At 66.3% G+C, this 22,081-nt stretch carries 21 protein-coding genes; 17 read left to right on the top strand and 4 right to left on the bottom strand.

Features of this window, described 5'->3' with window-relative positions:
- Positions 1-31: 31 nt before the first annotated feature.
- The gene (sepH, locus tag JOE31_RS14670; protein ID WP_209745892.1) at positions 32-1,510 is read right to left on the bottom strand and encodes a septation protein SepH; all 1,479 of its coding nucleotides are present in this window, start codon (positions 1,508-1,510) and stop codon (positions 32-34) included.
- 291 nt (positions 1,511-1,801) lie between these two features.
- Here sepH and JOE31_RS14665 point away from each other — a divergent pair, with 291 nt between their 5' ends.
- Complete coding sequence (locus JOE31_RS14665) at positions 1,802-2,101, top strand: DUF4193 domain-containing protein (protein WP_011691494.1); 300 nt, start codon at positions 1,802-1,804, stop codon at positions 2,099-2,101.
- A gap of 16 nt (positions 2,102-2,117) precedes the next feature.
- Here JOE31_RS14665 and JOE31_RS14660 read toward each other — a convergent pair whose 3' ends face one another.
- Positions 2,118-2,606, bottom strand: coding sequence for a DUF3093 domain-containing protein (locus JOE31_RS14660; protein WP_209745890.1), 489 nt, complete (start codon positions 2,604-2,606; stop codon positions 2,118-2,120).
- Positions 2,607-2,712: 106 nt separating this feature from the next.
- On the opposite strand from JOE31_RS14660, the gene dut reads away from it, so the two are divergent.
- The 4 genes from dut to JOE31_RS14640 all read left to right on the top strand — a co-directional run bounded on the left by dut (position 2,713) and on the right by JOE31_RS14640 (position 5,225).
- On the top strand, positions 2,713-3,261 hold the full coding sequence (dut, locus tag JOE31_RS14655) for a dUTP diphosphatase (protein ID WP_209745888.1): 549 nt from the start codon (positions 2,713-2,715) through the stop codon (positions 3,259-3,261).
- Positions 3,262-3,356: 95 nt separating this feature from the next.
- Positions 3,357-4,061, top strand: coding sequence for a DUF3710 domain-containing protein (locus tag JOE31_RS14650; protein ID WP_209745886.1), 705 nt, complete (start codon positions 3,357-3,359; stop codon positions 4,059-4,061).
- Positions 4,054-4,446, top strand: a complete 393-nt coding sequence (locus JOE31_RS14645) for a hypothetical protein (protein ID WP_209745884.1) — start codon at positions 4,054-4,056, stop codon at positions 4,444-4,446. Before JOE31_RS14650 ends, JOE31_RS14645 begins: the two co-directional genes overlap by 8 nt.
- On the top strand, positions 4,443-5,225 hold the full coding sequence (locus tag JOE31_RS14640; RefSeq protein WP_209745882.1) for a DUF3159 domain-containing protein: 783 nt from the start codon (positions 4,443-4,445) through the stop codon (positions 5,223-5,225). Before JOE31_RS14645 ends, JOE31_RS14640 begins: the two co-directional genes overlap by 4 nt.
- A gap of 9 nt (positions 5,226-5,234) precedes the next feature.
- On the opposite strand, the gene JOE31_RS14635 is transcribed toward JOE31_RS14640, so the two are convergent.
- Together JOE31_RS14635 and JOE31_RS14630 are read right to left on the bottom strand one after the other, a co-directional pair.
- Positions 5,235-5,996: a TrkA family potassium uptake protein gene (locus JOE31_RS14635; protein WP_209745880.1), complete on the bottom strand. Its 762-nt coding sequence runs from the start codon at positions 5,994-5,996 to the stop codon at positions 5,235-5,237.
- Positions 5,997-6,668, bottom strand: a complete 672-nt coding sequence (locus tag JOE31_RS14630; RefSeq protein ID WP_011691501.1) for a TrkA family potassium uptake protein — start codon at positions 6,666-6,668, stop codon at positions 5,997-5,999.
- A gap of 166 nt (positions 6,669-6,834) precedes the next feature.
- Between JOE31_RS14630 and JOE31_RS14625 the strand changes: the two genes are divergently transcribed.
- The 12 genes from JOE31_RS14625 (at position 6,835) to JOE31_RS14570 (ending at position 22,002) form a co-directional block, all read left to right on the top strand.
- The gene (locus JOE31_RS14625; protein ID WP_043429654.1) at positions 6,835-8,811 is read left to right on the top strand and encodes an APC family permease; all 1,977 of its coding nucleotides are present in this window, start codon (positions 6,835-6,837) and stop codon (positions 8,809-8,811) included.
- The gene (locus tag JOE31_RS14620) at positions 8,808-10,166 is read left to right on the top strand and encodes a class I SAM-dependent RNA methyltransferase (RefSeq protein WP_209745878.1); all 1,359 of its coding nucleotides are present in this window, start codon (positions 8,808-8,810) and stop codon (positions 10,164-10,166) included. The genes JOE31_RS14625 and JOE31_RS14620 overlap by 4 nt, the downstream gene beginning before the upstream one ends.
- Before the next feature lie 154 nt (positions 10,167-10,320).
- Positions 10,321-13,131: an aconitate hydratase AcnA gene (gene acnA, locus JOE31_RS14615; protein ID WP_209745876.1), complete on the top strand. Its 2,811-nt coding sequence runs from the start codon at positions 10,321-10,323 to the stop codon at positions 13,129-13,131.
- 148 nt (positions 13,132-13,279) lie between these two features.
- A complete protein-coding gene (dxs, locus tag JOE31_RS14610; protein WP_209745874.1) occupies positions 13,280-15,253 on the top strand; it encodes a 1-deoxy-D-xylulose-5-phosphate synthase in 1,974 nt (657 codons plus the stop codon).
- Between the two features lie 2 nt (positions 15,254-15,255).
- Positions 15,256-15,810: a DUF402 domain-containing protein gene (locus JOE31_RS14605; RefSeq protein WP_245199205.1), complete on the top strand. Its 555-nt coding sequence runs from the start codon at positions 15,256-15,258 to the stop codon at positions 15,808-15,810.
- On the top strand, positions 15,807-16,367 hold the full coding sequence (locus JOE31_RS14600) for a hypothetical protein (protein WP_209745870.1): 561 nt from the start codon (positions 15,807-15,809) through the stop codon (positions 16,365-16,367). The genes JOE31_RS14605 and JOE31_RS14600 overlap by 4 nt, the downstream gene beginning before the upstream one ends.
- 34 nt (positions 16,368-16,401) lie before the next feature.
- Positions 16,402-16,620: a hypothetical protein gene (locus JOE31_RS14595; RefSeq protein ID WP_209745868.1), complete on the top strand. Its 219-nt coding sequence runs from the start codon at positions 16,402-16,404 to the stop codon at positions 16,618-16,620.
- Positions 16,621-16,705: 85 nt separating this feature from the next.
- Entirely contained in the window at positions 16,706-17,683 is a 978-nt protein-coding gene (locus JOE31_RS14590) for an aldo/keto reductase (protein WP_209745866.1), read from the top strand.
- Positions 17,683-18,705, top strand: a complete 1,023-nt coding sequence (locus JOE31_RS14585; protein ID WP_209745863.1) for a nucleoside hydrolase — start codon at positions 17,683-17,685, stop codon at positions 18,703-18,705. The genes JOE31_RS14590 and JOE31_RS14585 overlap by 1 nt, the downstream gene beginning before the upstream one ends.
- Positions 18,706-18,798: 93 nt before the next feature.
- A complete protein-coding gene (locus JOE31_RS14580; protein ID WP_209745861.1) occupies positions 18,799-19,620 on the top strand; it encodes an ECF transporter S component in 822 nt (273 codons plus the stop codon).
- A 4-nt stretch (positions 19,621-19,624) separates the two neighbouring features.
- Positions 19,625-20,422, top strand: a complete 798-nt coding sequence (locus tag JOE31_RS14575) for an energy-coupling factor transporter transmembrane component T (protein ID WP_307864428.1) — start codon at positions 19,625-19,627, stop codon at positions 20,420-20,422.
- Positions 20,419-22,002, top strand: a complete 1,584-nt coding sequence (locus tag JOE31_RS14570) for an ABC transporter ATP-binding protein (protein WP_209745859.1) — start codon at positions 20,419-20,421, stop codon at positions 22,000-22,002. The genes JOE31_RS14575 and JOE31_RS14570 overlap by 4 nt, the downstream gene beginning before the upstream one ends.
- The last annotated feature ends 79 nt before the right edge of the window (positions 22,003-22,081 follow it).

Here is a 22,081-nt window from a genome sequence, read left to right as displayed (position 1 = left end):
TTAGTCGCCGCGTGCGCCGAAAACTATTTCCTTAGTCGCCGCGTGCGCCGAAAACTATTTCGTCCCAGCTGGGCACGCTGGAGCGCTTGGGCTTTGAAGGCTGCCGTTCCGGCTGCTCCGCTTCCCGGTCGTTCCGGGCCATGTCGTTCCTGGCAGCATCAGTCCGGGCCGCGTCACTCCTGGCCGCAGCCGGAGCATCCTCCCGGGGGCGGCGGGGGCTGCCGCCTCCCAGCAGTTCATCCAAGCCCACGTTCGGCGCGGATTCGCGGTTCCAGCCGGACTGGCGGGCGGGGGCCGTTTCCCGCACGGGAGCGGATTCTGCGCCGGTGGCTTCATCGCCTTGCGGGCGGCCAGGTGCTGCCGGCGTGCTGCCCGACGCTTCGGCGGACTGTTCGTCCTCACCCGTTACCGGGCGCAGGGGCGAGGCCACGATGGTGATTTCACGGGTTTCCGTGCTGACGCCGTCGTGGAGTTTCAGCCGTTCATCGTCGTCCCCGGTGTGCCGCGGAGCCAGGCTCAGGCGGGACAGCATGGAGGCCCGGACCTCACGCTTACGGGTGAAAGAATCTCCCTTGGCGGCAGGGGCAGCGGCCTCTTCGCCGTTGTCCGCCCCGGCCGTGCTCTCGTCTGCCTCAGGTTCACCGACAACTTCGGACGGACGCGGATGGGCTGCCGGGACACCGTTGGTGAGCAGCATAGCCAAGGCGTCGTCGCCGTCTTCGTCTACGCCCAGCCGTTGACCGCGGCGTGACCGCAGCATATCGAGCAGGCCGTCCGAATCCTTTCCGGGCTGGCCGGAAGCCGACCGGGCGGCAGCTGCCTCTGCGTCCGTCTCAAAGTCGAACGGCCGGTCGGAAACTGCTGACAGGCGGCGGGCAGGTACCGGGCCGTCGAGCGGTTCCAGCTCGCTGAGCTGCTGCGCCCAGCGGTTGGCGTTCTGCAGCGACTTGCGGGCAGGGCTGAACGTCCACATGGCTGGCGGTTCCTCGCCGATGCTGGTGTGCCGGCCGGGATTGGTCTCGAAGCGGGCAATCACCGTCCACGTACCGTCCGGGCGCCGCCAGGAGTCCCATTCGACGGTTGAGGACTCGATGCCGTGGGCGTTGAGCCGGTGAGCCACCATGTCACCGAGGGTGGCGGGGTTGTCTCCAAAGGCGGAGCGGTACACGTCATGGCCCGGTGCCGGAGAGGCCACTTCGATTTTTCGGGCCTGCTGTGCCACATAGTCGCGTTCAGCCAACACGGGGCCTTCATAGCGCTGGACCTTGGCCAGGGGAATGCCTGAGAGTTCTGATACCTCGGCGGCCGTTGCGCCGCTTCTGATGCGCGCCTGGATGTCCCGCGGGGACATGGCGACGGGCGCGACCGCAGCGGCAACCCTCGCCGGAGAGCGGCTGGCCGCGAGCCGGAGAGCTTCGTCGATCGGCAGCTGGAACATCTCGCCGCCGGTGCCGCTCAACAGGAGATGCTCTCCGTCGTCGTGGACGCCTACAAGCCGTAGATCCTGCATACAAATCCTCCACCCTGGCATTACTGACATTCGAAACTCTGCCACCCGGCAGGAGCTTTTCCGGGGAGGGGAGAGGGCGCGCCGCGATATTCCGCGACTTTCCGGGGTTTCCCTCGCCTTCGCGACCGCCCGGGGAAAAATGGGCGCCTGGGCCGGGCACAAAATCAGGCCACCCGGCGTTTACATCGGTGAACCGGACCGGAGACCAGCCAGCGGGCGCCAACGCTCCCGAAGCGCGCTGACCCGGAACCGGCGGACCCACCGACCTAAGCGGAGTGTGAACAGAAAATAATGGCGACAGATTATGATGCGCCGCGGAAATCAGAAGAGGAACTGAACGAAGATTCCATCGAGGAATTGAAGACCAGGCGCGCGGACAAGCCGACGGCCGTAGTGGATGAGGACGAATCCGACCTGGCCGAAGGCTATGAACTGCCGGGTGCAGACCTGTCCGGCGAGGAACTCCTGGTCCGCGTCCTGCCGGCGCAGGCGGATGAATTCACCTGCTCGTCATGCTTCCTGGTCCGTCACCGCTCTCAGATCGCCCGCGAAAAGGACGGCCTGCTGTTCTGTAAGGACTGCGAGGGCTGACTACCCGGGGCTGCCCTCAGGCCTTCGTTAATGAGGCCGTGAGTTGCGCCGGGCGCCGTGTGGACGTGAGCCAGTAGGGAGTCGGATCCGAAGGGTCGGTGATCTCGATCCGCACCACGGGGTCAACCCAGCCGCGGATGCAAAGGTAGGCCAGTCCGTTCAGGCGCGGGCCGCGTTCAGCCGTCGCCTCCTTCCCGCTGAACGGGGTCACGCTGCCTACATAGCGGCGCTCGATGGTGGCCCGTCCCACCTGCAGGGTGTCCGCCGTCACCGTGATGGAGGGCGTGGACAGGACCAGCAGCACCGTGATGATGGCGAACAGTACCAGCGCAGCCGTGATGCCGGCCGCCATGCTGATCGGAGCAAAAACAAGGATGCCGGCGCCGGACAGCCCGGCCGCCACCAGCCAGATCCACGGACTGGGGCGGAGCTTCTCGCTGTATACAACGGTTGTTCCGCGGGGTGTGCTGTTGGGGGCAGGCACAGCTGCACTAGATTCCGGCATAAGCCCAGCTTTCCACTTTTCCCGGGCTATTTCACCTTGGACAGGTGCCCGACGGTGCCGGCGGCGGCTAGGCCCAGACGCACCGCTGGCGTTAGAGTGAATGACTGTGACTGAACAAACTGCAGCCGTGAGTACTTTGCCGTCGGACTCCCCGGAAGGCAGCGCCGCCGCCTACGGATCGCCCACGCTGTCCGTGCAGCTGAAAATGCTTGACGACGGCCTCGAAGCCCCGTCCTACGCCCATCCCGGCGACGCCGGAGCTGACCTAAGGGCCCGCGAGGATGTTGTCCTCGAACCGGGTGAACGCCGGCTGGTGCCCACCGGAGTCTCGATAGCCCTGCCGAACGGTTTCGTTGCCCTCATCCACCCGCGTTCCGGGCTCGCCACCAAGCACGGACTGACAGTGGTCAACGCCCCCGGAACGGTTGATGCCGGATACCGCGGAGAGATCGCCGTGACCCTGCTGAACACGGACCGGGAGAAGGCCATTGAGCTTCGTCGCGGCGATAGAATTGCACAGATGGTCATTCAGCGCGTGGAGTACGCACAGTTTGTGGCCGTTGCGGAATTGAGCGACTCGGTCCGCGGTGACGGCGGCTTCGGATCCACCGGCGGATTCGGTTTGGCCGGCGGCGTCGCGACACCCCAGGCCTAGCCGCCGGGGGCCGGCCGGCTGTGCCGGCGCCTCATGACTTACCGCGCGGCCCTGGTGGCACGGCGGGACAAGATCACAATTAAGGAGACAACCCGATGGTTTTTGGGCGTGGCAAGAAGGCCAAGAAGGACCAGGCAGCAGAGCCCGGGGAAAGCCTGGAAACTGCAGACTCCGCTGAGGAGAGCACCGGCCGGAAAGCCACGGGACCTTTTGACGTCTCGGAAATCGACAGCACGGACGGCTACGTGGACCTCGGAGCCCTGCTGATTGCACCGCGTGAAGGCCTCCAGTTGCGGCTCGAGATTGAGGAAGCCACGCAGCGGGTCGTGGCCGTCACCATGGACCTAGACGGTTCGAGCCTCCAGCTCCAGGCCTTCGCTGCCCCGCGCACCGAGGGACTCTGGGACGAGATCCGTGAACAGATCGGGCAATCGGTGGGAAGCCAAGGCGGTCAGGTCGAAGAGATCCCCGGTGTTTTCGGGACAGAACTGGTGGCTAAGCTTCCGGCAGGAACTGCCGACGGCGCGGGCGGCTACCGCGTAGCCCGCTTCATCGGCGTCGACGGTCCCCGCTGGTTCCTCCGTGGCGTATTGGGCGGCGAGGCTGCGTTGGACCGCGATGCCGCCGCGAACCTTGAATCCCTGTTCCGGCAGATCGTCGTGGTCCGGGGCGAGAGCCCGATGCCGCCGCGCGACCTGCTGCAGCTTCGCCTGCCGAAGGATTCCGCTCCTGCACCGCAGCAGGGCGCACCGGAATTCGAGCAGCCCGAGCGCGGACCGGAGATCACCCAGATTGGCTGATCCGGCCGGCGAGTATCCACGGCCCGAACTTTCCATTAGTGGATTGCCGGACCGTGGACGGGTGCTGTGCCGCGGCTTTATAGAGTCCGTCACGTACGTTCCGGCCACCCAGGTTGCCACGTTCACCGCGATCGTCACGGACCACGACCTCCCGCACAACAAGGGCGGACTTGCCCCGGTTGCCGCGGAACCGCCGTCGGCCCGGAAGCCCGGGGGACCGGGCCGGCGCGACCGGCTGCGGGTCGTGTGGCTCGGCCGGCGGCGGGTACCCGGCGTCGACCCGGGCTGCGAACTCCGCCTCGAGGGCATGCTCACAGTGCGCGACGGCCTTCCCACGATGTTCAATCCCCGCTACGAAATACTGTCCCGCCAGGAGAACGAATGACGACGTCCGAGAACCCGGACCCCGCTGCGGGTCCGGGCAAGCCGCGGCCCACCCCGGAACCGCCGTCTGTGGCCGACCTCGCAGAAGGCTACGCCGTGAAGGCCGGCCTGCACCGGTCTAAGGACGGCAGCATCGATGTAGTCAAGAGCGCAGGCGGCGTCCAGGGCATCGCGGAGAGCATCGTCCCGGGACTCGTCTTCCTCGTGGCGTTCACCATCACCCGCGAGCTCACCCTGTCCCTGATAGCCGCCCTGGCTGCAGCCGCCGCCTTCACTGTTGCCCGCCTCGTCCAACGACGGCCGCTGACTCAGGCGCTGGCCGGGATCGTCGGCGTCGGAATTAGCGCCTGGCTGGCGAACACCACCGGTAAGGCTCAGGACTTTTACGTGCCGGGGTTCTTCACGAATGCGGCCTACATCGCCGGCATGGTGGTGTCCATTGCGCTCCGGTGGCCCATCGCAGGCCTGCTGTTCGGTTTCATCCGGAACGAGGGCCTGGAATGGCGCAAGGACCCGGCCCGTGTCAGGGCCTACCGCCTGGGCACCTGGGTGATCGTGGGCGTCCTGGCCCTGCGGCTGCTGGTCCAGGTGCCGCTGTACCTCCTTGGCGAGCAGGGCCTGGCCGCCCTCGCCACAACCCGGCTCATCATGGGTGCCCCGCTGTACATCCTGGGGATCTGGGTGGCATGGCTCATCACCAGGCCGCCAGTTCCGGTGAGCTCTCCGTCCCCGGCGGAACCGGGCGCACCTTCGCAGCCCGGTCCTCCGCCGCTGCCTTAGGCATCGGATCTAGCCGTCGAAACCGTCGTCCTCGGGAGCCTGCTGCTCCTGCTGGCGGGCGGGGTGGCCGTCCTCCTGCCCCTCCGCCAGGTCCGCTTCCCGGTCCAGCTGCCGTTCGGGGGACAGTAGTGCCCTAAGGCCGTCTTCGGCAGCGATGGTTGTGACGAAGAACAGTTCGTCGCCGCCGTCCAGCACATCATCCCGGCTGGGCGTGATGGGCGCCTGGTCGCGGAGGATCGCCACCAGCGTGGAGTCCTCGGGCCAGTCGATGTCTCCTACCGTGACTCCGATGACGTGGGAGTCGTGGGGCACGGTGAACTCGACGAGGGACGAAACCCCGGTCTGCAGGGTCAGCAGCCGGACGAGGTCGCCGATTTCCACCGCTTCTTCAACGAGGGCGGTCATGAGTTGCGGTGTGTTGACCGCGACGTCGACGCCCCAGGAGTCGTTGAACATCCAGTCGTTCTTGGGGTTGTTGACGCGTCCCACCGTGCGTCCGACGCCGAACTCGGTCTTCGCCAGCAGGGACACCACCAGGTTGACCTTGTCGTCTCCCGTGGCCGACACCACGACGTCGGCGTCGTCGAGCTTGGCGTCCTGGAGCGTGCTCAGTTCGCAGGCGTCGCCCACCAGCCAATGCGCGCCGCGCAGCCCGCTGCGGCCGATCACCTCCGGCTTCAGGTCGATCAGCAGGATTTCGTGTTTGTGGGAAAGAAGCTCACGGGCGATCGAGGAACCGACGCTCCCTGCCCCGACGATGACGACTTTCACTTACTGCTCCTTGGGTGGTTCTTTGGCAAGAATGTGGCCTACCTCGGCGCTGCGGTCCACCCGCAGCATGGCATGGACAGTGTCGCCCTCCTGGTAGGACGTGCCCGGGCCGGGCAGCATCCCCTCACCGAACCTGGTCAGGTAGGCGATCCGGATGCCGGCGACCTTCTCGATTTCGGCCACTGAATGCCCGATCCAGGACGGATCGAGGTCGATTTCGGCGAGGACCAGTCGCCCGGAAGGCTCACGGAAGTCTCCGGCGAGGTGCTGTTCGGGGAGGATCCGGCGCAGCACCTGGTCGGCACTCCAGCGCACTGCCGCCACCGTCGGTATGCCCAGGCGCTGGTAGATCTCGGCACGGCCGGGGTCGTAGATCCGGGCCACGACGTGGGGGACATGGAACGTTTCGCGGGCAACCCGGGTGGCCAGGATGTTGGAGTTGTCTCCGCTGGACACTGCCGCGAAGGCATAGGCCTCGCTGACGCCGGCCTGTTTCAGGGTTTCCCGGTCGAACCCGACTCCGGTGACCTTCCGGCCGGAAAAACCGGTGCGGAGCCTGCGAAAGGCACGGTCGTCCTGGTCGATGATGGCCACCGAATGGCCCGCATCCTCGAGGGTGTGCGCCAGCGTTGCTCCCACGCGGCCACAACCCATGATCACGAAGTGCGCCACCCGTGCCTCCTCAGTCTTTTTCCTGTTGCTGCGTAAGACTCTACCGGCCGTCCGGGCTGCCCGTTCCGGTGTCCGGCAGATCCTGTGCGCGGCCCCGCGGGCAACCGCGGAGCCAACAGCCGGATGCTGTCATGACATCGCGTCCGAATCAGACTAGCTTTGTGGAGTGCTGACAATATTGAATGCCGTGAAACGGGTTCTCGTGGGGCGGCCATTCCGCAATGACCGGCTGGCCCATACCTTGCTGCCCAAGCGGATCGCGCTTCCGGTCTTCGCCTCTGACGCCCTGTCTTCGGTGGCCTACGCGCCCGACGAAATCCTCCTGACCCTGGCCCTGGCGGGTGTGAGCGCCGTGGCATTCTCGCCCTGGGTGGGGCTGGCCGTCATGGTAGTGCTGTTGACCGTCGTCGCGTCCTACCGGCAGAACGTCCACGCTTACCCCTCCGGCGGCGGCGACTACGAGATCGCCAACGAAAACCTGGGCAAGTACGCGGGACTGACAGTCGCGTCCGCATTGTTGGTGGACTATGTGCTCACGGTTGCCGTCTCGATGTCGTCCGCTGCAACCTACCTCACCACCGCGGTCCCTGCGCTGCACGGCCAGCAGGCATTGATTGCCACCGTGGGCGTCATTATTTTGGCGTTGGTGAACCTGCGCGGCATCAAGGAAGCGGGAAGCGTCTTTGCTGTCCCCACGTACATCTTCATGGCCTCCATTCTCGGGATGACTGCAGTCGGCGTTTTCCAGGCCCTCACCGGCCAGTTGGGCAAGGCGCCGTCGGCGGACTTCACGATCGTTCCGGCCGCCGGATTCGACGAAGGGTTGGTGGGACTGGCCGGAGCGTTCCTGTTGCTGCGGGCGTTCTCCTCGGGCGCAGCCGCCCTGACCGGGGTGGAAGCCATCAGCAACGGCGTCCCCAATTTCCAGAAACCGAAGAGCAAGAACGCTGCGACCACCCTGCTTCTGCTCGGCGTCATCGCCGCCTCCATGCTGGCCGGCATCATCTACCTGGCGAATGCCACCAAGGTGCACATTGTTCTGGACCCCGCCACGGAATTCCTGCTCAACGGGCAGCCGCTCCCGGAAAACTACATCCAAAGCCCGGCCATCAGCCAGATAGCCCAGACCATCTTCGGACCCGGCTCGGTGCTGTTCTACATCGTCGTTGCAGCAACCGGTGTGATCCTGGTCTTTGCCTCCAACACGGCGTTCAACGGCTTTCCGGTCCTGGGCTCGATCCTGGCCCAGGACGGTTACCTGCCGCGCCAGCTGCGCACCCGCGGGGACCGGCTGGCGTTCAGCAACGGCGTCCTGGCCCTCGCCGCGGGCGCCCTCGTGCTCATCCTGTCGTTCAACGCCGACGTCACCAAGCTCATCCAGCTGTACATTGTGGGCGTCTTCATCTCGTTCACGATGAGCCAGCTCGGCATGATCCGGCACTGGGGCCGGGAGCTGAAGCTCGCCAGGGACCCCGCCGTCAAGCTGCGCATGCTCAAGTCCCGCATCATCAACACGATCGGCTTCGGCATGACGGCGCTGGTCCTGGTGATCGTGCTGATCACCAAGTTCGAACAGGGGGCCTGGATCGCCCTGCTGGCGATGTTCGTGCTCTTCCTGATCATGTGGAGCATCCGCGCACACTACGACAACGTGGCCAAGGAACTGGCCGTGGATGAGGATTCCTCGCCCCGCGCCCTGCCGTCCAGGGTCCACGCCGTGCTGCTGGTTTCCCACGTCCGCAAGCCGGTTCTGCGGGCACTCGCCTATGCCCGGGCGTCGCGGCCCTCCCGGCTTGATGCCATCACGGTGGACATCAACTCCGAAGAAACCGCGCACACCCTCGCCGACTGGGAGAAACTGGAAATTCCGGTGCCGCTGACGGTGCTCGCCAGCCCGTACCGGGAAACGGTGACCCCCATCATGGAATACGTGAAGAACATGCGGCGGGATTCACCCCGGGACCTGATCGTGGTCTACATCCCTGAGTACGTAGTGGGCAAATGGTGGGAGCAGCTGGTCCATAACCAGACCGCCTTGCGTATCAAAACCCGCCTCCATTTCGAGCCGGGAGTCATGGTGGCCAGTGTGCCGTGGCAACTGAAATCGTCCGAAGAAGCCAAGAAATTGCAGGATATCCAATGAACCCCGAGACCCAGACCCGCACGCATGCCGAACTCGTGGTGGATATCGGGCCCATCGCCCACGGCGGGCACTGCGTTGCCCGCCACGAGGGCCGCGTGGTGTTTGTGCGCCATGCCATTCCCGGCGAAAAGGTCCGGATCCGCCTGACGGATGCCGGCGAGGAATCCAAGTTCTGGCGAGCCGATGTTGTGGAAGTGCTCGAAGCATCGCCGGACCGCGTGCCCCACTTCTGGCATGTGGCGGATTCGCTTCGGGCATGGTCGCACGGACACCCTCCGGTGGGCGGCGCCGAGCTGGGCCACGTGTCCCTTGGACGTCAGCGCAGCCTCAAGGCTGACGTCCTGGCCGAACAGCTGAAGCGGCTCGCCGGCGTCGAACGCGTCACCGAGGTGGAAGCCGTCGGCGCGGCCGCCGCAGGCGACCACGGCCCCGGCGCGCCGGGACTGGGCTGGCGCACGCGGGCGAGCTTTGCCGTGACACCCGCCGGGAAGCTGGGCATGCACGCACACCGTTCCGACCAGGTCATTGCCATCCGCGAGATGCCATTGGCCGTGGCCGGCATCAACGACCTCCGGCTGTGGGACATCGACCTCACGGGCGTTGAACGCGTTGAAGTGGCCGCGCCAGCCAACGGCTCGCGCCCGCTGGTCCTGCTGGCACCGGCCGAAGGGACCCGCACCAAGCGCCTCAGCGGGATCCTTGCGCAGCTTCCCGACGAGGTCTCGGTGGCAAGCTTCGATCCGGCCAAGGGCGACGCGCTGCAGCTGCGCGGCCGCACCTGGGTGCAGGAGTCGGCCGCCGGGCACGAGTTCCGGGTCACGGGGGAAGGCTTCTGGCAGATCCACCGGGATGCTCCGGAGACACTCGTCGGCGCGGTGAAGGGATTCCTGCACGACGGCGGATACCTGGAGCCGGGTGCCGTGGTTGCGGACCTGTACGCCGGGGCAGGGCTGTTCACCGCCGCCCTGGCGGACGCCGTGGGCGTGACCGGCTCCGTGCTGTCCGTTGAGGGTGCCCCCGGCACCAGCCGGGACGCGCGGAAGAACCTGCACGGAGCGCCGCAGGTGGAGATTGTGCAGGGACGCGTGGAACGGGTCCTGCGCCAGAAGCCACGTAACTTCGATGCCCTGGTGCTGGACCCGCCCCGCGCCGGCGCGGGTAAGGCAGTGGTCAGCCAGCTGATGGCGGCAGGTCCCCGGGCCATCGCCTACGTGTCCTGCGATCCGGCGTCTTTCGCCCGGGACCTGGGGTACTTTCGGCAGGAAGGCTGGCAGCTCGCAGAGCTGCGGGCGTTCGACCTGTACCCGCACACCCACCACATGGAGACAGTGGCGTTGCTGACGCCCCCGGCCTGATGTGACTAGGATGGGCGTAGTAGTCCCACGTCGCGCGCCGAATTCTCGGCTGACCCCATGCTCTTTTGTATGACCTTGTACTAATTAGGATGACCTAACTAGCAAGCGGTCTACCGCGCGACAAAGATGAAACTGTTGCGAGAGGAGTCCTGCGATGAGCATTGTGGACAGCTTCGGTTCAAAAGGCAAACTTAATGTAGCCGGTACCGAATACGAAATTTTCCGGTTGAACTCCGTTGAAGGTGCAGAAAACCTTCCGTTCAGCCTCAAGGTATTGCTTGAAAACCTGTTGAGGACCGAGGACGGCGCCAACATTACGGCCGATCACGTCCGAGCACTGGCCGGCTGGGATCCCAACGCCGAGCCCGACACTGAAATCCAGTTCACGCCGGCGCGCGTGATCATGCAGGACTTCACTGGCGTGCCCTGCGTAGTGGACCTCGCCACCATGCGTGAGGCCGTCAAGGAACTTGGCGGCGACCCCAAGCGGGTTAACCCGCTGGCACCCGCCGAGATGGTGATCGACCACTCAGTGCAGATCGACGCATTCGGCAACTCCGGCGCACTGGAGCGCAACATGGAGATCGAATACCAGCGGAACGGGGAGCGTTACCAGTTCCTCCGCTGGGGCCAGACCGCGTTTGACGACTTCAAGGTCGTCCCGCCGGGAACCGGCATCGTGCACCAGGTCAACATCGAGTACCTGGCCCGCACCGTGATGACCCGCGAAGTTGACGGCGTGGTCCGGGCATACCCGGACACCTGCGTCGGCACCGACTCGCACACCACCATGGTCAACGGCCTGGGCGTGCTGGGCTGGGGCGTCGGCGGCATTGAAGCCGAGGCGGCAATGCTGGGCCAGCCCGTGTCCATGCTGATCCCGCGCGTCGTGGGCTTCAAGCTGACCGGATCCATCCCGGCCGGCGCCACCGCCACCGACGTCGTCCTCACCATCACCGAGCAGCTGCGCAAGCACGGCGTTGTGGGCAAGTTCGTGGAATTCTACGGCGAAGGTGTGGCCGCAGTGCCGCTGGCCAACCGCGCCACCATCGGCAACATGAGCCCGGAGTTCGGCTCCACGGCCGCCATGTTCCCGATCGACGACGTCACCCTTGACTACCTGCGCCTCACCGGCCGCTCGGAAGAGAACGTGGCCCTCGTGGAGTCCTACGCGAAGGAACAGGGCCTGTGGCACGATCCTTCCAAGGAGATCAAGTTCTCCGAGTACCTCGAGCTGGACCTGTCGACGGTTGTTCCGTCGATCTCCGGCCCGAAGCGCCCGCAGGACCGCATCGAGCTCACGGATGCCAAGGAGCAGTTCCGCAAGGACATCCACAACTACGTGAGCATCGAAGACGGCAGCGTGGACGAGTCCCTGGAAGAGTCCTTCCCGGCCTCCGATCCGCCCTCGTTCACCCACGCTGATTCCCACACCACGGAAACAGCCAGGGTTGAGTCCGCCGCCAACGGCGCCCACGGACGTCCGTCCACCCCGGTGCACGTTGTCACCGCGGACGGCCGCGAGTTCGAGCTGGACCACGGCGCGGTTTCCATCGCCTCGATCACGTCCTGCACCAACACGTCCAACCCGTCCGTGATGCTCGCCGCAGCACTGCTGGCCCGCAACGCCGTGGACAAGGGCCTGGCTGCTAAGCCGTGGGTCAAGACCTCCGTTGCCCCCGGCTCCAAGGTGGTCACCGACTACTACGAGAAGTCCGGCCTCACCCCGTACCTGGAGAAGCTCGGCTTCTACATCGTGGGCTACGGCTGCGCCACCTGCATCGGCAACTCCGGACCGCTTGACGCCGAAATCTCCGAGGCCATCCAGGCCAACGACCTTTCCGTCACCGCCGTGCTGTCCGGCAACCGCAACTTCGAAGGCCGGATCAACCCGGACGTGAAGATGAACTACCTGGCCTCCCCGCCGCTGGTCATCGCCTACGCCCTGGCCGGAACCATGGACTTCGACTTCGACACGGACGCGCTCGGACAGGACGAAGCAGGCAACGACGTCTTCCTGAAGGACATCTGGCCGAACCCGGTTGAAGTCCAGCAGGTTATCGACTCCTCGATCGACAAGGAGATGTTCGCCCGCGGCTACGAGGGCGTCTTCGACGGCGACGACCGCTGGAAGGCACTCTCCACCCCGGCCGGCGACACCTTCGCCTGGGATGAGAAGTCCACGTATGTCCGGAAGCCCCCGTACTTCGAAGGCATGAAGGCCAAGCCGGAGCCCGTCACGGACATCACTGGTGCCCGCGTGCTGCTCAAGCTCGGCGATTCCGTCACCACCGACCACATCTCCCCGGCCGGTTCCTTCAAGTCGGACACCCCGGCAGGCCAGTACCTGCTGGCAAACGGCGTGGAGCGCAAGGACTTCAACTCCTACGGTTCGCGCCGTGGCAACCACGAAGTCATGATCCGCGGCACCTTCGCGAACATCCGCATCAAGAACCAGCTGCTGGACGGCGTCGAGGGCGGCTTCACCCGCGACTTCACCCAGGCGGACGGTCCCCAGGCGTACGTTTACGACGCCGCCCAGAACTACCAGGCAGCAGGCACCCCGCTGGTGGTCCTGGCAGGCAAGGAATACGGCTCCGGCTCGTCCCGTGACTGGGCAGCTAAGGGAACCGCGCTCCTGGGCGTCAAGGCTGTGGTGGCTGAAAGCTACGAGCGCATCCACCGCTCCAACCTGATCGGCATGGGCGTCCTGCCGCTGCAGTACCCGGCCGGCGAATCTGCCGCAACCCTGGGCCTGACCGGCACGGAAACCTTCGCAGTTGAGGGCGTCACCGCCCTCAACGAAGGCACTACCCCGAAGACCCTCAAGGTCACGGCCACGGCTGAAGACGGCTCCACCAAGTCCTTCGATGCGGTCCTCCGCATCGATACCCCGGGTGAAGCCGACTACTACCGCAACGGCGGCATCCTGCAGTACGTGCTGCGCCAGATCTCCGGCAACTAGCGGCCAAGGTCACATCCGGCACCACCAAAAGCCCCGGCTTGTCACTGACAGGCCGGGGCTTTTGCGTTGCGGCGGCCCGTCCCTGCGTGCGCCCCGCTTTCGAGGCGTTAGAGTTAAAAGGCATGTCTACCACCCGAAGGAGGCCCCGTTGGGAATTTTGGACACCATCCGGAATCCGCAGGACCTGAGCAAGTTGACCGAAGAACAGCTGTCCCAGCTGGCTGCGGAGGTCAGGAGTTTCCTGATCGGCAACGTGTCACAGACGGGTGGCCACCTCGGACCGAACCTCGGCGTTGTGGAACTGACCATGGCCGTGCACCGTATTTTTGATTCTCCCCGCGACAGCATTGTCTTTGACACCGGGCACCAGTCGTATGTCCACAAGCTCCTCACCGGACGCCAGGACTTCAGCACCCTCCGCCAGGAAGGCGGCATGTCCGGTTATCCGGACCGTGCAGAGTCCGAGCACGACATCGTGGAAAGCTCCCACGCCTCCTCATCACTGTCCTGGGCCGACGGAATCTCCCGGGCCCGGCAGTTGACCGGCGACGGCGACCGTTACGTCATTGCCGTGGTGGGCGACGGCGCGCTGACAGGCGGCATGGCCTGGGAAGCGATCAACAACATCGCGGCGGACAAACGCCGCCGCGTGGTCATTGTCGTGAACGACAACGGCCGGTCCTATGCCCCCACTGTGGGCGGCTTCGCCGACTACCTCGCGTCGCTGCGCCCCACCATCGATTCGTTCCGTGCGGCCCCGGCCTACGAGGGCACCCTGGACTGGTGGAAGAGGAAGCTCCAAAACGGCGGACCGGCGGGCCAGTTTACGTACCGCAGCCTGCATGCCATGAAGAAGGGCATCAAGGACTGGTGGGCGCCGCAGGGCATGTTCGAGGACCTCGGCATGAAGTACATCGGACCTGTCGACGGACACAACCTCCAGGCCATGGAGCACGCACTGTCCACCGCGAAGAACTATGCCGGTCCGGTCATCGTGCACGCCATGACGGAAAAGGGCCACGGCTACGCGCCGGCGCGCGCCCATGAGGCCGACCAGTTCCACGCTGTGGGCATCATCGATCCCGAAACCGGGGTGCCCACCGAGGCGGGCGGCGCCCAGTCGTGGACGTCCGTTTTCGCCGATGAAATCGCAGCCATCGCCGATGAGCGCAAGGACATCGTGGGCATCACCGGTGCCATGCTCATTCCCGTGGGCCTGCACAAGTTTGCCGCACGGCACCCGGAACGCGTCTTCGACGTCGGCATTGCCGAACAGCACGCGCTCACCTCCGCCGCGGGTATGGCCTTCGGAGGTCTCCACCCCGTGGTTGCCGTTTACGCGACGTTCCTGAACCGCGCCTTCGACCAGCTGCTCATGGACGTGGCGCTGCACAAGGCCGGGGTCACCATTGTCCTGGACCGTGCCGGCGTCACCGGCCCCGACGGCGCCAGCCACCACGGCATGTGGGACATGGCCATGGTGCAGATTGTGCCCGGCCTCCACCTGGCCGCCCCCCGGGACGCCACCCGGCTCCGTGAGGAACTCCGCGAGGCCGTGGCCATCGAGGACGCGCCCACCGTGGTCCGGTATTCCAAGGGCAACGTGGGCGCCGAAGTGGAAGCCCTGGAGCGCCTCAGCGACGGCGTGGATGTGCTGGCCCGCCGTCCTGCCGGCTCCAACGAAAACGACGTGCTGATCGTGAGCGTCGGAGCCATGTCCGAACTCGCCCTGGACGTCTCCAACCGCTTGGGAGCCCAAGGCATCAGCTCCACCGTGGTGGATCCCCGCTGGCTGCTGCCAGTACGCAAATCCATCATTGCGCTGGCCGCCCGCCACCGGCTGGTCATCTGCATCGAAGACGGCGTGCGGGCCGGCGGAGTGGGTTCGCGCATCCGCCAGGAAATGCGCGCGGCCGGCGTGGACACTGCCCTCAACGAAGTGGGGCTGCCGGTGGAGTTCCTGGACCACGGCACCCGTGCGCAGGTTCTGGAACGTGTCGGACTGACCGCCCGCCAGATCACGCACGACGTCGTTGCGCAGGTTTTGGGGACCAAGGTGCCTTTCGCCCGTCCCCTGCCCGGCCAGGAACATCCGACTACGGGCAGCCTGCCGAAACTGTGATTTTGCACGAGGCCACACCCCCGGAGAGCCTCAAACCGGGAGACCTGGTGGTGGCGCGGAACCGTAAATGGGACGGCGGCGCCCACTGGGTGGTACCCGGGAACTACCTCGGCGAGGACGTTCACGGCTGGTGGATCTTCCAGCCCAAGGGATCCTTCATTTCACGGCCCGGGGCAGCCTTCCATGCCAGGTCCGATGCCGTCCTCCTCGTTCCCCGCACGGGCGACTACGTGGCCACGTTCTACGACAACACCTACCCGGGGGACTTCCGGGTGTACGTGGACCTCGCCGTGGGCCACGGCTGGAACGTCATCCGGCCCGGCACCATGGAATTCCACGTCGTTGACATGGACCTGGACGTGATCCGGTCCGTGACCCTCGGCGTCTACATAGACGACGAGGACGAATTCGCGGAACACCAGGTGAGCATGAAGTACCCCCGGGACCTCGTGGACCGCATGCTCGCGGAGACAGAACATCTTTACCAGGCCGTCAAGGCACAGCAGGCACCGTTCGACGGCACAGACGCCGAGTGGTTCAGGAGAGGGCGGGCATGAGCGGAATTATAAGGGTCTACAAACGCGACGACGAAGGGGTCCTGCTGTTCCGGGAGGCCTGGTTCGATGAGGACTACAACCAGTTCGTGATGAATCACGGCGTGGTGGGGCACCAGAGCAAGACGGACGAAACGGATGTTGCCGATGCTGCGGCCGCGGAGGGCCTCATGGACGCTTTCGCGGTGCAGTGTGCCGAGGACGGCTATGCCGAGCTTGCCGACGAAGACCAGTTCTGGGTGGTAGCCCAGTATGCCTTGAAGACCAAGGACGGCACCGACCGTGACCGCTACCTGGAAGAAAAGGCCAAGGACGCCCTCATCAGCCACCTCGCCTGGCGCGGCCTCGGCACCGTGGAACGAAGCGAATTCAGCGACGCCAAACTCAATATCTTCTGCCTGTGCCCGGACGTCAACAAAGCTGTCAACGCGATCAAGGTCTGCATCCGCGGCGAGGACCTGGACTTCACGAAACTCAGCATCGCGGCGGCACCGTTCGGCGATCCGTCAGCGTTTAGGCTCAAGCACTCGCCGAAACCGGCTTCGGGCTTTACTCTCTAAGAGGGGGCAACCGACTCACTGGGAGGCATCTGTTATGGCGCCAAAATCCGTTCAACCAGGCCACACCCCGATTCCCCGCGGAATTGGCGCGCCTGCCCGCCGGGCCATGGCCCATGCCGGACTGGAAACCCTGGAGCAGGTGGTCCAGTTCGGTCAACGGGAGCTGTTGAAACTGCACGGAATGGGCGTCAAGACCATGGCCCAGCTTGAGGATGCCATGGACGAGCACGGACTCGCGTTCCCGGTTGCCTGACAGGTCTTCCGGATCGGGCGCTGCCCCTGACGCCTGAGGCAGGAGGGCGTCCGGACCTTCGAGGCGGCCGTTATAGGCTGATTTCATGACTGAATACCGACGCCTTGGAAATTCCGGTTTGACCGTCTCCGTTGTGGGACTCGGCTGCAACAACCTGGGCCGGGCCAATACCGCGACGGAGTCGCAGGAGGGGACCGACGCCGTCGTTCGTGCCGCCCTGGACGCGGGCATTACGCTTTTTGACGTCGCGGATACCTACGGCAGGGAGCCCGGGCTCAGTGAAACCATGCTGGGCAAAGCCCTGGCCGGCCGGCGCGGGGACGCAATTGTCGCCACCAAATTCGGCATGGACATGCACGGAGCCAACGGCAAGGACTTTGGTGCCCGCGGGTCACGCCGCTATATCGTCCAGGCTGCCGAAGCGTCCCTGCGGCGGCTCGGCACCGACTGGATCGACCTCTACCAGTTCCATACCCCGGATCCGCTGACCCCCATCGACGAGACCCTTGCCGCCCTCGACGATCTGGTGACCAGCGGGAAGGTCCGTTACATCGGCCACTCCAACCGGGCGGGCTGGCAGATCGCCGAGGCCGAATTTGTGGCCCGCGCCCGTGGAGGCGCCCGGTTCATCTCCACCCAGAACCACTACAACCTGCTGGACCGCCGCGCTGAACTGGAAGTCACGCCTGCCGCCGAAGCCTATGGCCTGGGGGTGCTGCCGTACTTCCCGTTGGCCAACGGGCTGCTGACCGGCAAATACGCGCCGGGCAAGGCACCGGAAGGCTCCCGCCTCAGCCACACGCGCACCAACCTGGTCAACGACGCCGACTGGGAGCAGCTGGATAAGTTCAGCAAGTTTGCCGCCGAACGCAACCTCAGCGAGATCCAGGTGGCGTTCTCCTGGCTGGCGGCCCAGCCGTCCGTCAGCAGCGTGATCGCCGGTGCCACCCGGCCGCAGCAGATCCGTGAAAACGCAGCGGCGGTGGCATGGGTGCCCAACCCGGAGGAACGTGCCGAGCTGGATGAGATATTCCCCCGCACGCCCAAGGTGGCACTCTTCTGATGCATTCGGTCCTGATGGACGTGGACACCGGGATCGACGATGCCCTGGCCTTGGTCTACCTGCTGTCCCGCCCGGACGTCCGGCTGCAGGCCATCACCTGCACCGCCGGAAACGTGGGCGCCCGCCAGGTGGCACTGAACAACCTTGCCCTGCTGGAGTTGTGCGGCAGATCAGGAGTAGAGGTGGCCATCGGGGCCGAAGTGCCGCTGGAGATCCCGCTCGTCACCACGGAGGAAACCCACGGGCCGCAGGGGATCGGCTACGCGGAACTGCCGCCGCCCGCACAGCAGATCTCTGCCCGGCACGCCGTCGACGTCTGGGTGGACGAGGTGCGGAAGCACCCCGGCGAGATCACAGGCCTCATCACCGGTCCGCTGACCAACTTCGCCCTCGCCCTCCGCCGGGAACCGGAACTGCCGCAGCTGCTCAAGGGGCTGGTGATCATGGGCGGCTGCTTCTACTACCAGGGCAACACCACCCCGACGGCGGAGTGGAACGTCTCGGTCGATCCGCATGCCGCGAAGGAGGTGTTTGCCGCCTACCGCGGCCTCCCGGAGGACAGGCTGCCGGTGGTGTGCGCACTTGAGACCACCGAGCTGATCGAGATGCGGCCCGAGCACCTGCAGCGCCTGGCCGAAGCCGCCGGCACCGGTCCGGAACTCGTGCTTCCGGACCAGCCGGAGGGGCTCCGCAGCAGCTCCGGCAGCCCCTTGGTGGCGTGCCTGTCCGACGCCATCCGCTTTTACATGGAATTCCATCGGCTCTACGACCAGGGCTTCGTGGCCCATGTGCACGATGCTTTCGCTGCCTGTGTGGCCGTGGGGCGGACGGAGTACACCGCCCGGCTGGCGACGGTCGACGTCGAAACCGGGTCCCCGCTGCTGGTGGGCACCACCGTGGCCGATTACCGCGGACTGTGGGGGCTGCCGCCGAACGCCCGGATTGTGACGTCCAACAATCCGAAGCAGTGCTTTGATGAGCTCATCAGTTCAGTGGGCGCACTGGCCAGGCGGCTGGCCTAAGATGGTAGCTGCGTCGAGGTGACATAGGCGCACGTTTGCCGATCCCGGTACGGGTGTACCCGCGGAACGCAACCCACAGCCTAAGGAACAGCCATGTCACAGCAATCCCAGACCCTTCCCGCCCCTGGACAGGCGGCGGTCCGCGGCCGCCGCCTGCTCGAAGCGCTCGGCGCGGTATCCATCGCAGCCACCTTCATCTTCCTGGTCCTGACGCAGCCCGCGGACATCACCAACGGGCTGGCGAGCGGCTCCGCCCTGGTGGCCCTGGGCGGTTTCCTGCTGGGAGCCATCCTCCTGATCGTCGGAGTGCTGCCCACCCTTCCCACGTCCACGCTGGTGTTGATTCCCGTAGCACTCGTCCTCAACATCGCCCTCGGCCAGATCATGGGATCCACTGGACTGCCGTTCTACTTCGACGCCATCGGCACCGTCCTCATCGCCGTCCTGGCGGGTCCGGCGGCGGGGGCGGCAACAGGCGCCCTCAGCAGCGTGGTCTGGTCCTTGATCAATCCCACTGTGCTGCCCTTTGCCGCCGGCGCGGCGCTCATCGGTTTCCTGGCGGGCGTGGCCGCGCGCCACGGGCTGTTCCGCCGCTTTTACCTTGCCCCGTTGGCAGGCTTCGTGACGGGCATCCTGGCCGGCGTTGTCTCCGCACCTATTGCGGCCTTTGTCTTCGGCGGCACCTCCGGCGTCGGGACCGGGGCCATTGTGAGCGCTTTCCGGGCCATGGGCGATACGCTCCTTGCCGCCATCACCAAGCAGGCGCTGATTTCGGATCCCATGGACAAGGCCATTGTCTTCGCAGTCGTCGCGGTGCTGGTGTACGCGCTGCCGCGCCGGACCGCGCTGCAGTTCGCTTTTGTGCGGCGCTTCAACGTGCTGGCCGGCAAGAAGCAGGGAACCCCGGACGCCTGATCCCGTGCCCGCCCCGTTGAATACCCCCGCCGCGCCAGCCACCACCCCATCCGCACTCAACCCCCTGACCGCCTTGGCGGCCGCCGTAGCGGCCGCGGCCATCACGACGGCGGTGTCCCATTGGGCGGTTTCCCTCGCCGTGGCTCTGGGCTGCGCCGTGCCGGCTGTGCAGGCCGGGGTGGCACGCCGGATGGCACCCGCCGCCGCCGTGATCCTGGTGCCTTTTTGGCTGTCGCTGCTGATCATGCACGGGCTGTTCTTCCCGGAAGGGAAGACGGTGCTGGCTGAGTGGGGCGCGGCACGGGTTACTGCTGAGGGTCTCGGTTTCGCGCTGGATATGGGTACGCGGACGGCCGCCTACGTTATGGTGTTCCTGCTCTTTTCGTTCACGGTGCGCGTACCGGACCTGGTGGCGGTGATGTCAGCGCGCCGGGTGCCTCCGCAGCTCGGCTTCGTCCTGGCGTCCACACTGACGCTGGCGCCGGCCATCACCGGCAGGCTGGGGCGGATCCGGCAGGCCCAGGAATCCCGGGGACTCGTGCTCGGGGGCGGGCCGCTGTCCCGGTTGGCGGCGGCACGGCTGCAGATGCTGCCGCTGGTCCTGTCGCTCGTCCAGGATGCCGGGGAACGGGCGCAGGCGCTTGATTCGCGCGGGTTCAGCGGCACCCGGGCGCGCACCAGCTATCGCGAGGTGCCGGATACCGCCGCCCAGCGCGGATTCCGGGCCGTGGTCCTGCTGCTGGCCTTGATCCTGGTGGCGCTGCGGATCTCCGGCCATTGGCCCGTGGGAGTCCCGGGATGACGGCAGCTGCCCTGCTGGAAGCCAGGATTGAGGCATTCACCTACCACGGTGAGGACGGGGCCGTTCTCCACGACGTGGCGATGGCGGCGGCGCCCGGTACGCTCACTGCCGTGTTGGGCGGCTCCGGCAGCGGGAAGTCGACGCTTGGCAGGCTTTTGGCCGGCTGGCTGTCCGGCGGGAACTCCGGCCGGTTCAAGGGCAGCCTGCACCTGCCCGCCACGGCCCGCGGGGCGGCGGCGGTGGACAGCGGGCCCCTCTATTTCCACGGCAGCGCTGACGATCCCCGGATCAATGCCGCGCTTTGGTCGGAGCAGGTGGGCTTCGTTCCACAGGATGCCGCGGCCCTGCTGTCCACCGTGGGATCCACGGTCGCCGAGGAACTGGCGTTTGGCCTTGAAAACCGGGGGATGGACAGGCAGTTGATGCGCGCGGAAGTGGCACGTGCCGCCGACGCAGCCGGCCTGACGGCCCTGCTGGAACGCGATCCCGCCACCCTCTCCGGCGGCGAACTGCGGCGGCTGGCTGTAGCCTGTTCCGCCATTACGCGCCCCGGTGTGCTGGTCCTCGATGAACCGTTCGGGTCACTGGACAACGCCGGCGCCGCGTCGGTCCGTGCGCTGGTCCGCGGCCTCCTCGACTCCGGCACCGCCGTCGTCGTCCTGAGCCAGACCGCAGATGAGCTTGCCCTCTCGGCAGGGCACTGGCTCGTTCTCGACGGCGGCACTGTCACCGCCCGCGGCACGCCCGGCGAGCTGGCGGGCGGCCCCGCGTTGCTGCGATCCGGCGTCGTGATTGCCGCCCCGGGCGGCATCGGTTCCGGCCCGCGCCTCCCTGCCGCTGCTCCGTTCCCGCTCCCGTCCGCGGCGAGCCGACGTCCCGGTGGGGCAAATGCCCCTGCTGCGCTCCTGGAACTGGAGGGTGTCACGTTCGGCTATCCGGCCGGACGCCGGGCACGCCGGGGAACCAGGGAAACGCTCCCGGGCGTGCTGGCCGGGCTGAGCCTCGCTGTAACGGCAGGTGAGATCGTGGCGGTGACGGGCCCGAACGGTGCCGGCAAATCCACCCTGCTCCGGCATTTCAACGGCCTGCTGCGTCCGGACCTGGGCTCCGTCCGGATCCAGGGCAAGGACATCGCCGGCATTCCCACGGGAAGGGTCGCGGACCTGGTGGGCCTGCTGTTCCAACATCCGCGGGACCAGCTCTTCGAACAGACCGCCCTGCGCGAAGTGCTTTTTGGCCTGGACCGCAAGTTCGGGGCGGCGGCGGAGACGAAGGCCCGGGCTGCCCTGGCGGCCGTCGGGCTCGGTGATCAGCTTCATATCCACCCCTATGAGCTGCCTGCATCCCGGCAGCGGCTCCTGGCCCTCGCTACGGTGCTTGCCCGCGAGCCGGGGCTTATCGCACTGGACGAACCGACCGTGGGGCTGGACCGCCACGGCCTCGAACGCCTCGATGAAGCCGTGTGCGCCGCGGCGAAGCGGGGCGCCGCCGTCGTGATGGTCACGCACGAGCTCGACTATGCCCGTGCCACGGCCCACCGCGTCCTGGAACTCAGGAACGGCACCCTGCGGGAAATCTGACCGCCGCGGGACACAGCAGCGCCGCCGCCCCCACCGGAGAGTGGTGAGGGCGGCGGCGCCGTCTGACAGCGGGGCCTGA

Source organism: Arthrobacter sp. PvP023, from assembly GCF_017832975.1.
Taxonomy (GTDB): domain Bacteria; phylum Actinomycetota; class Actinomycetes; order Actinomycetales; family Micrococcaceae; genus Arthrobacter.
This window is presented reverse-complemented; position numbering and strand designations above follow the sequence as displayed.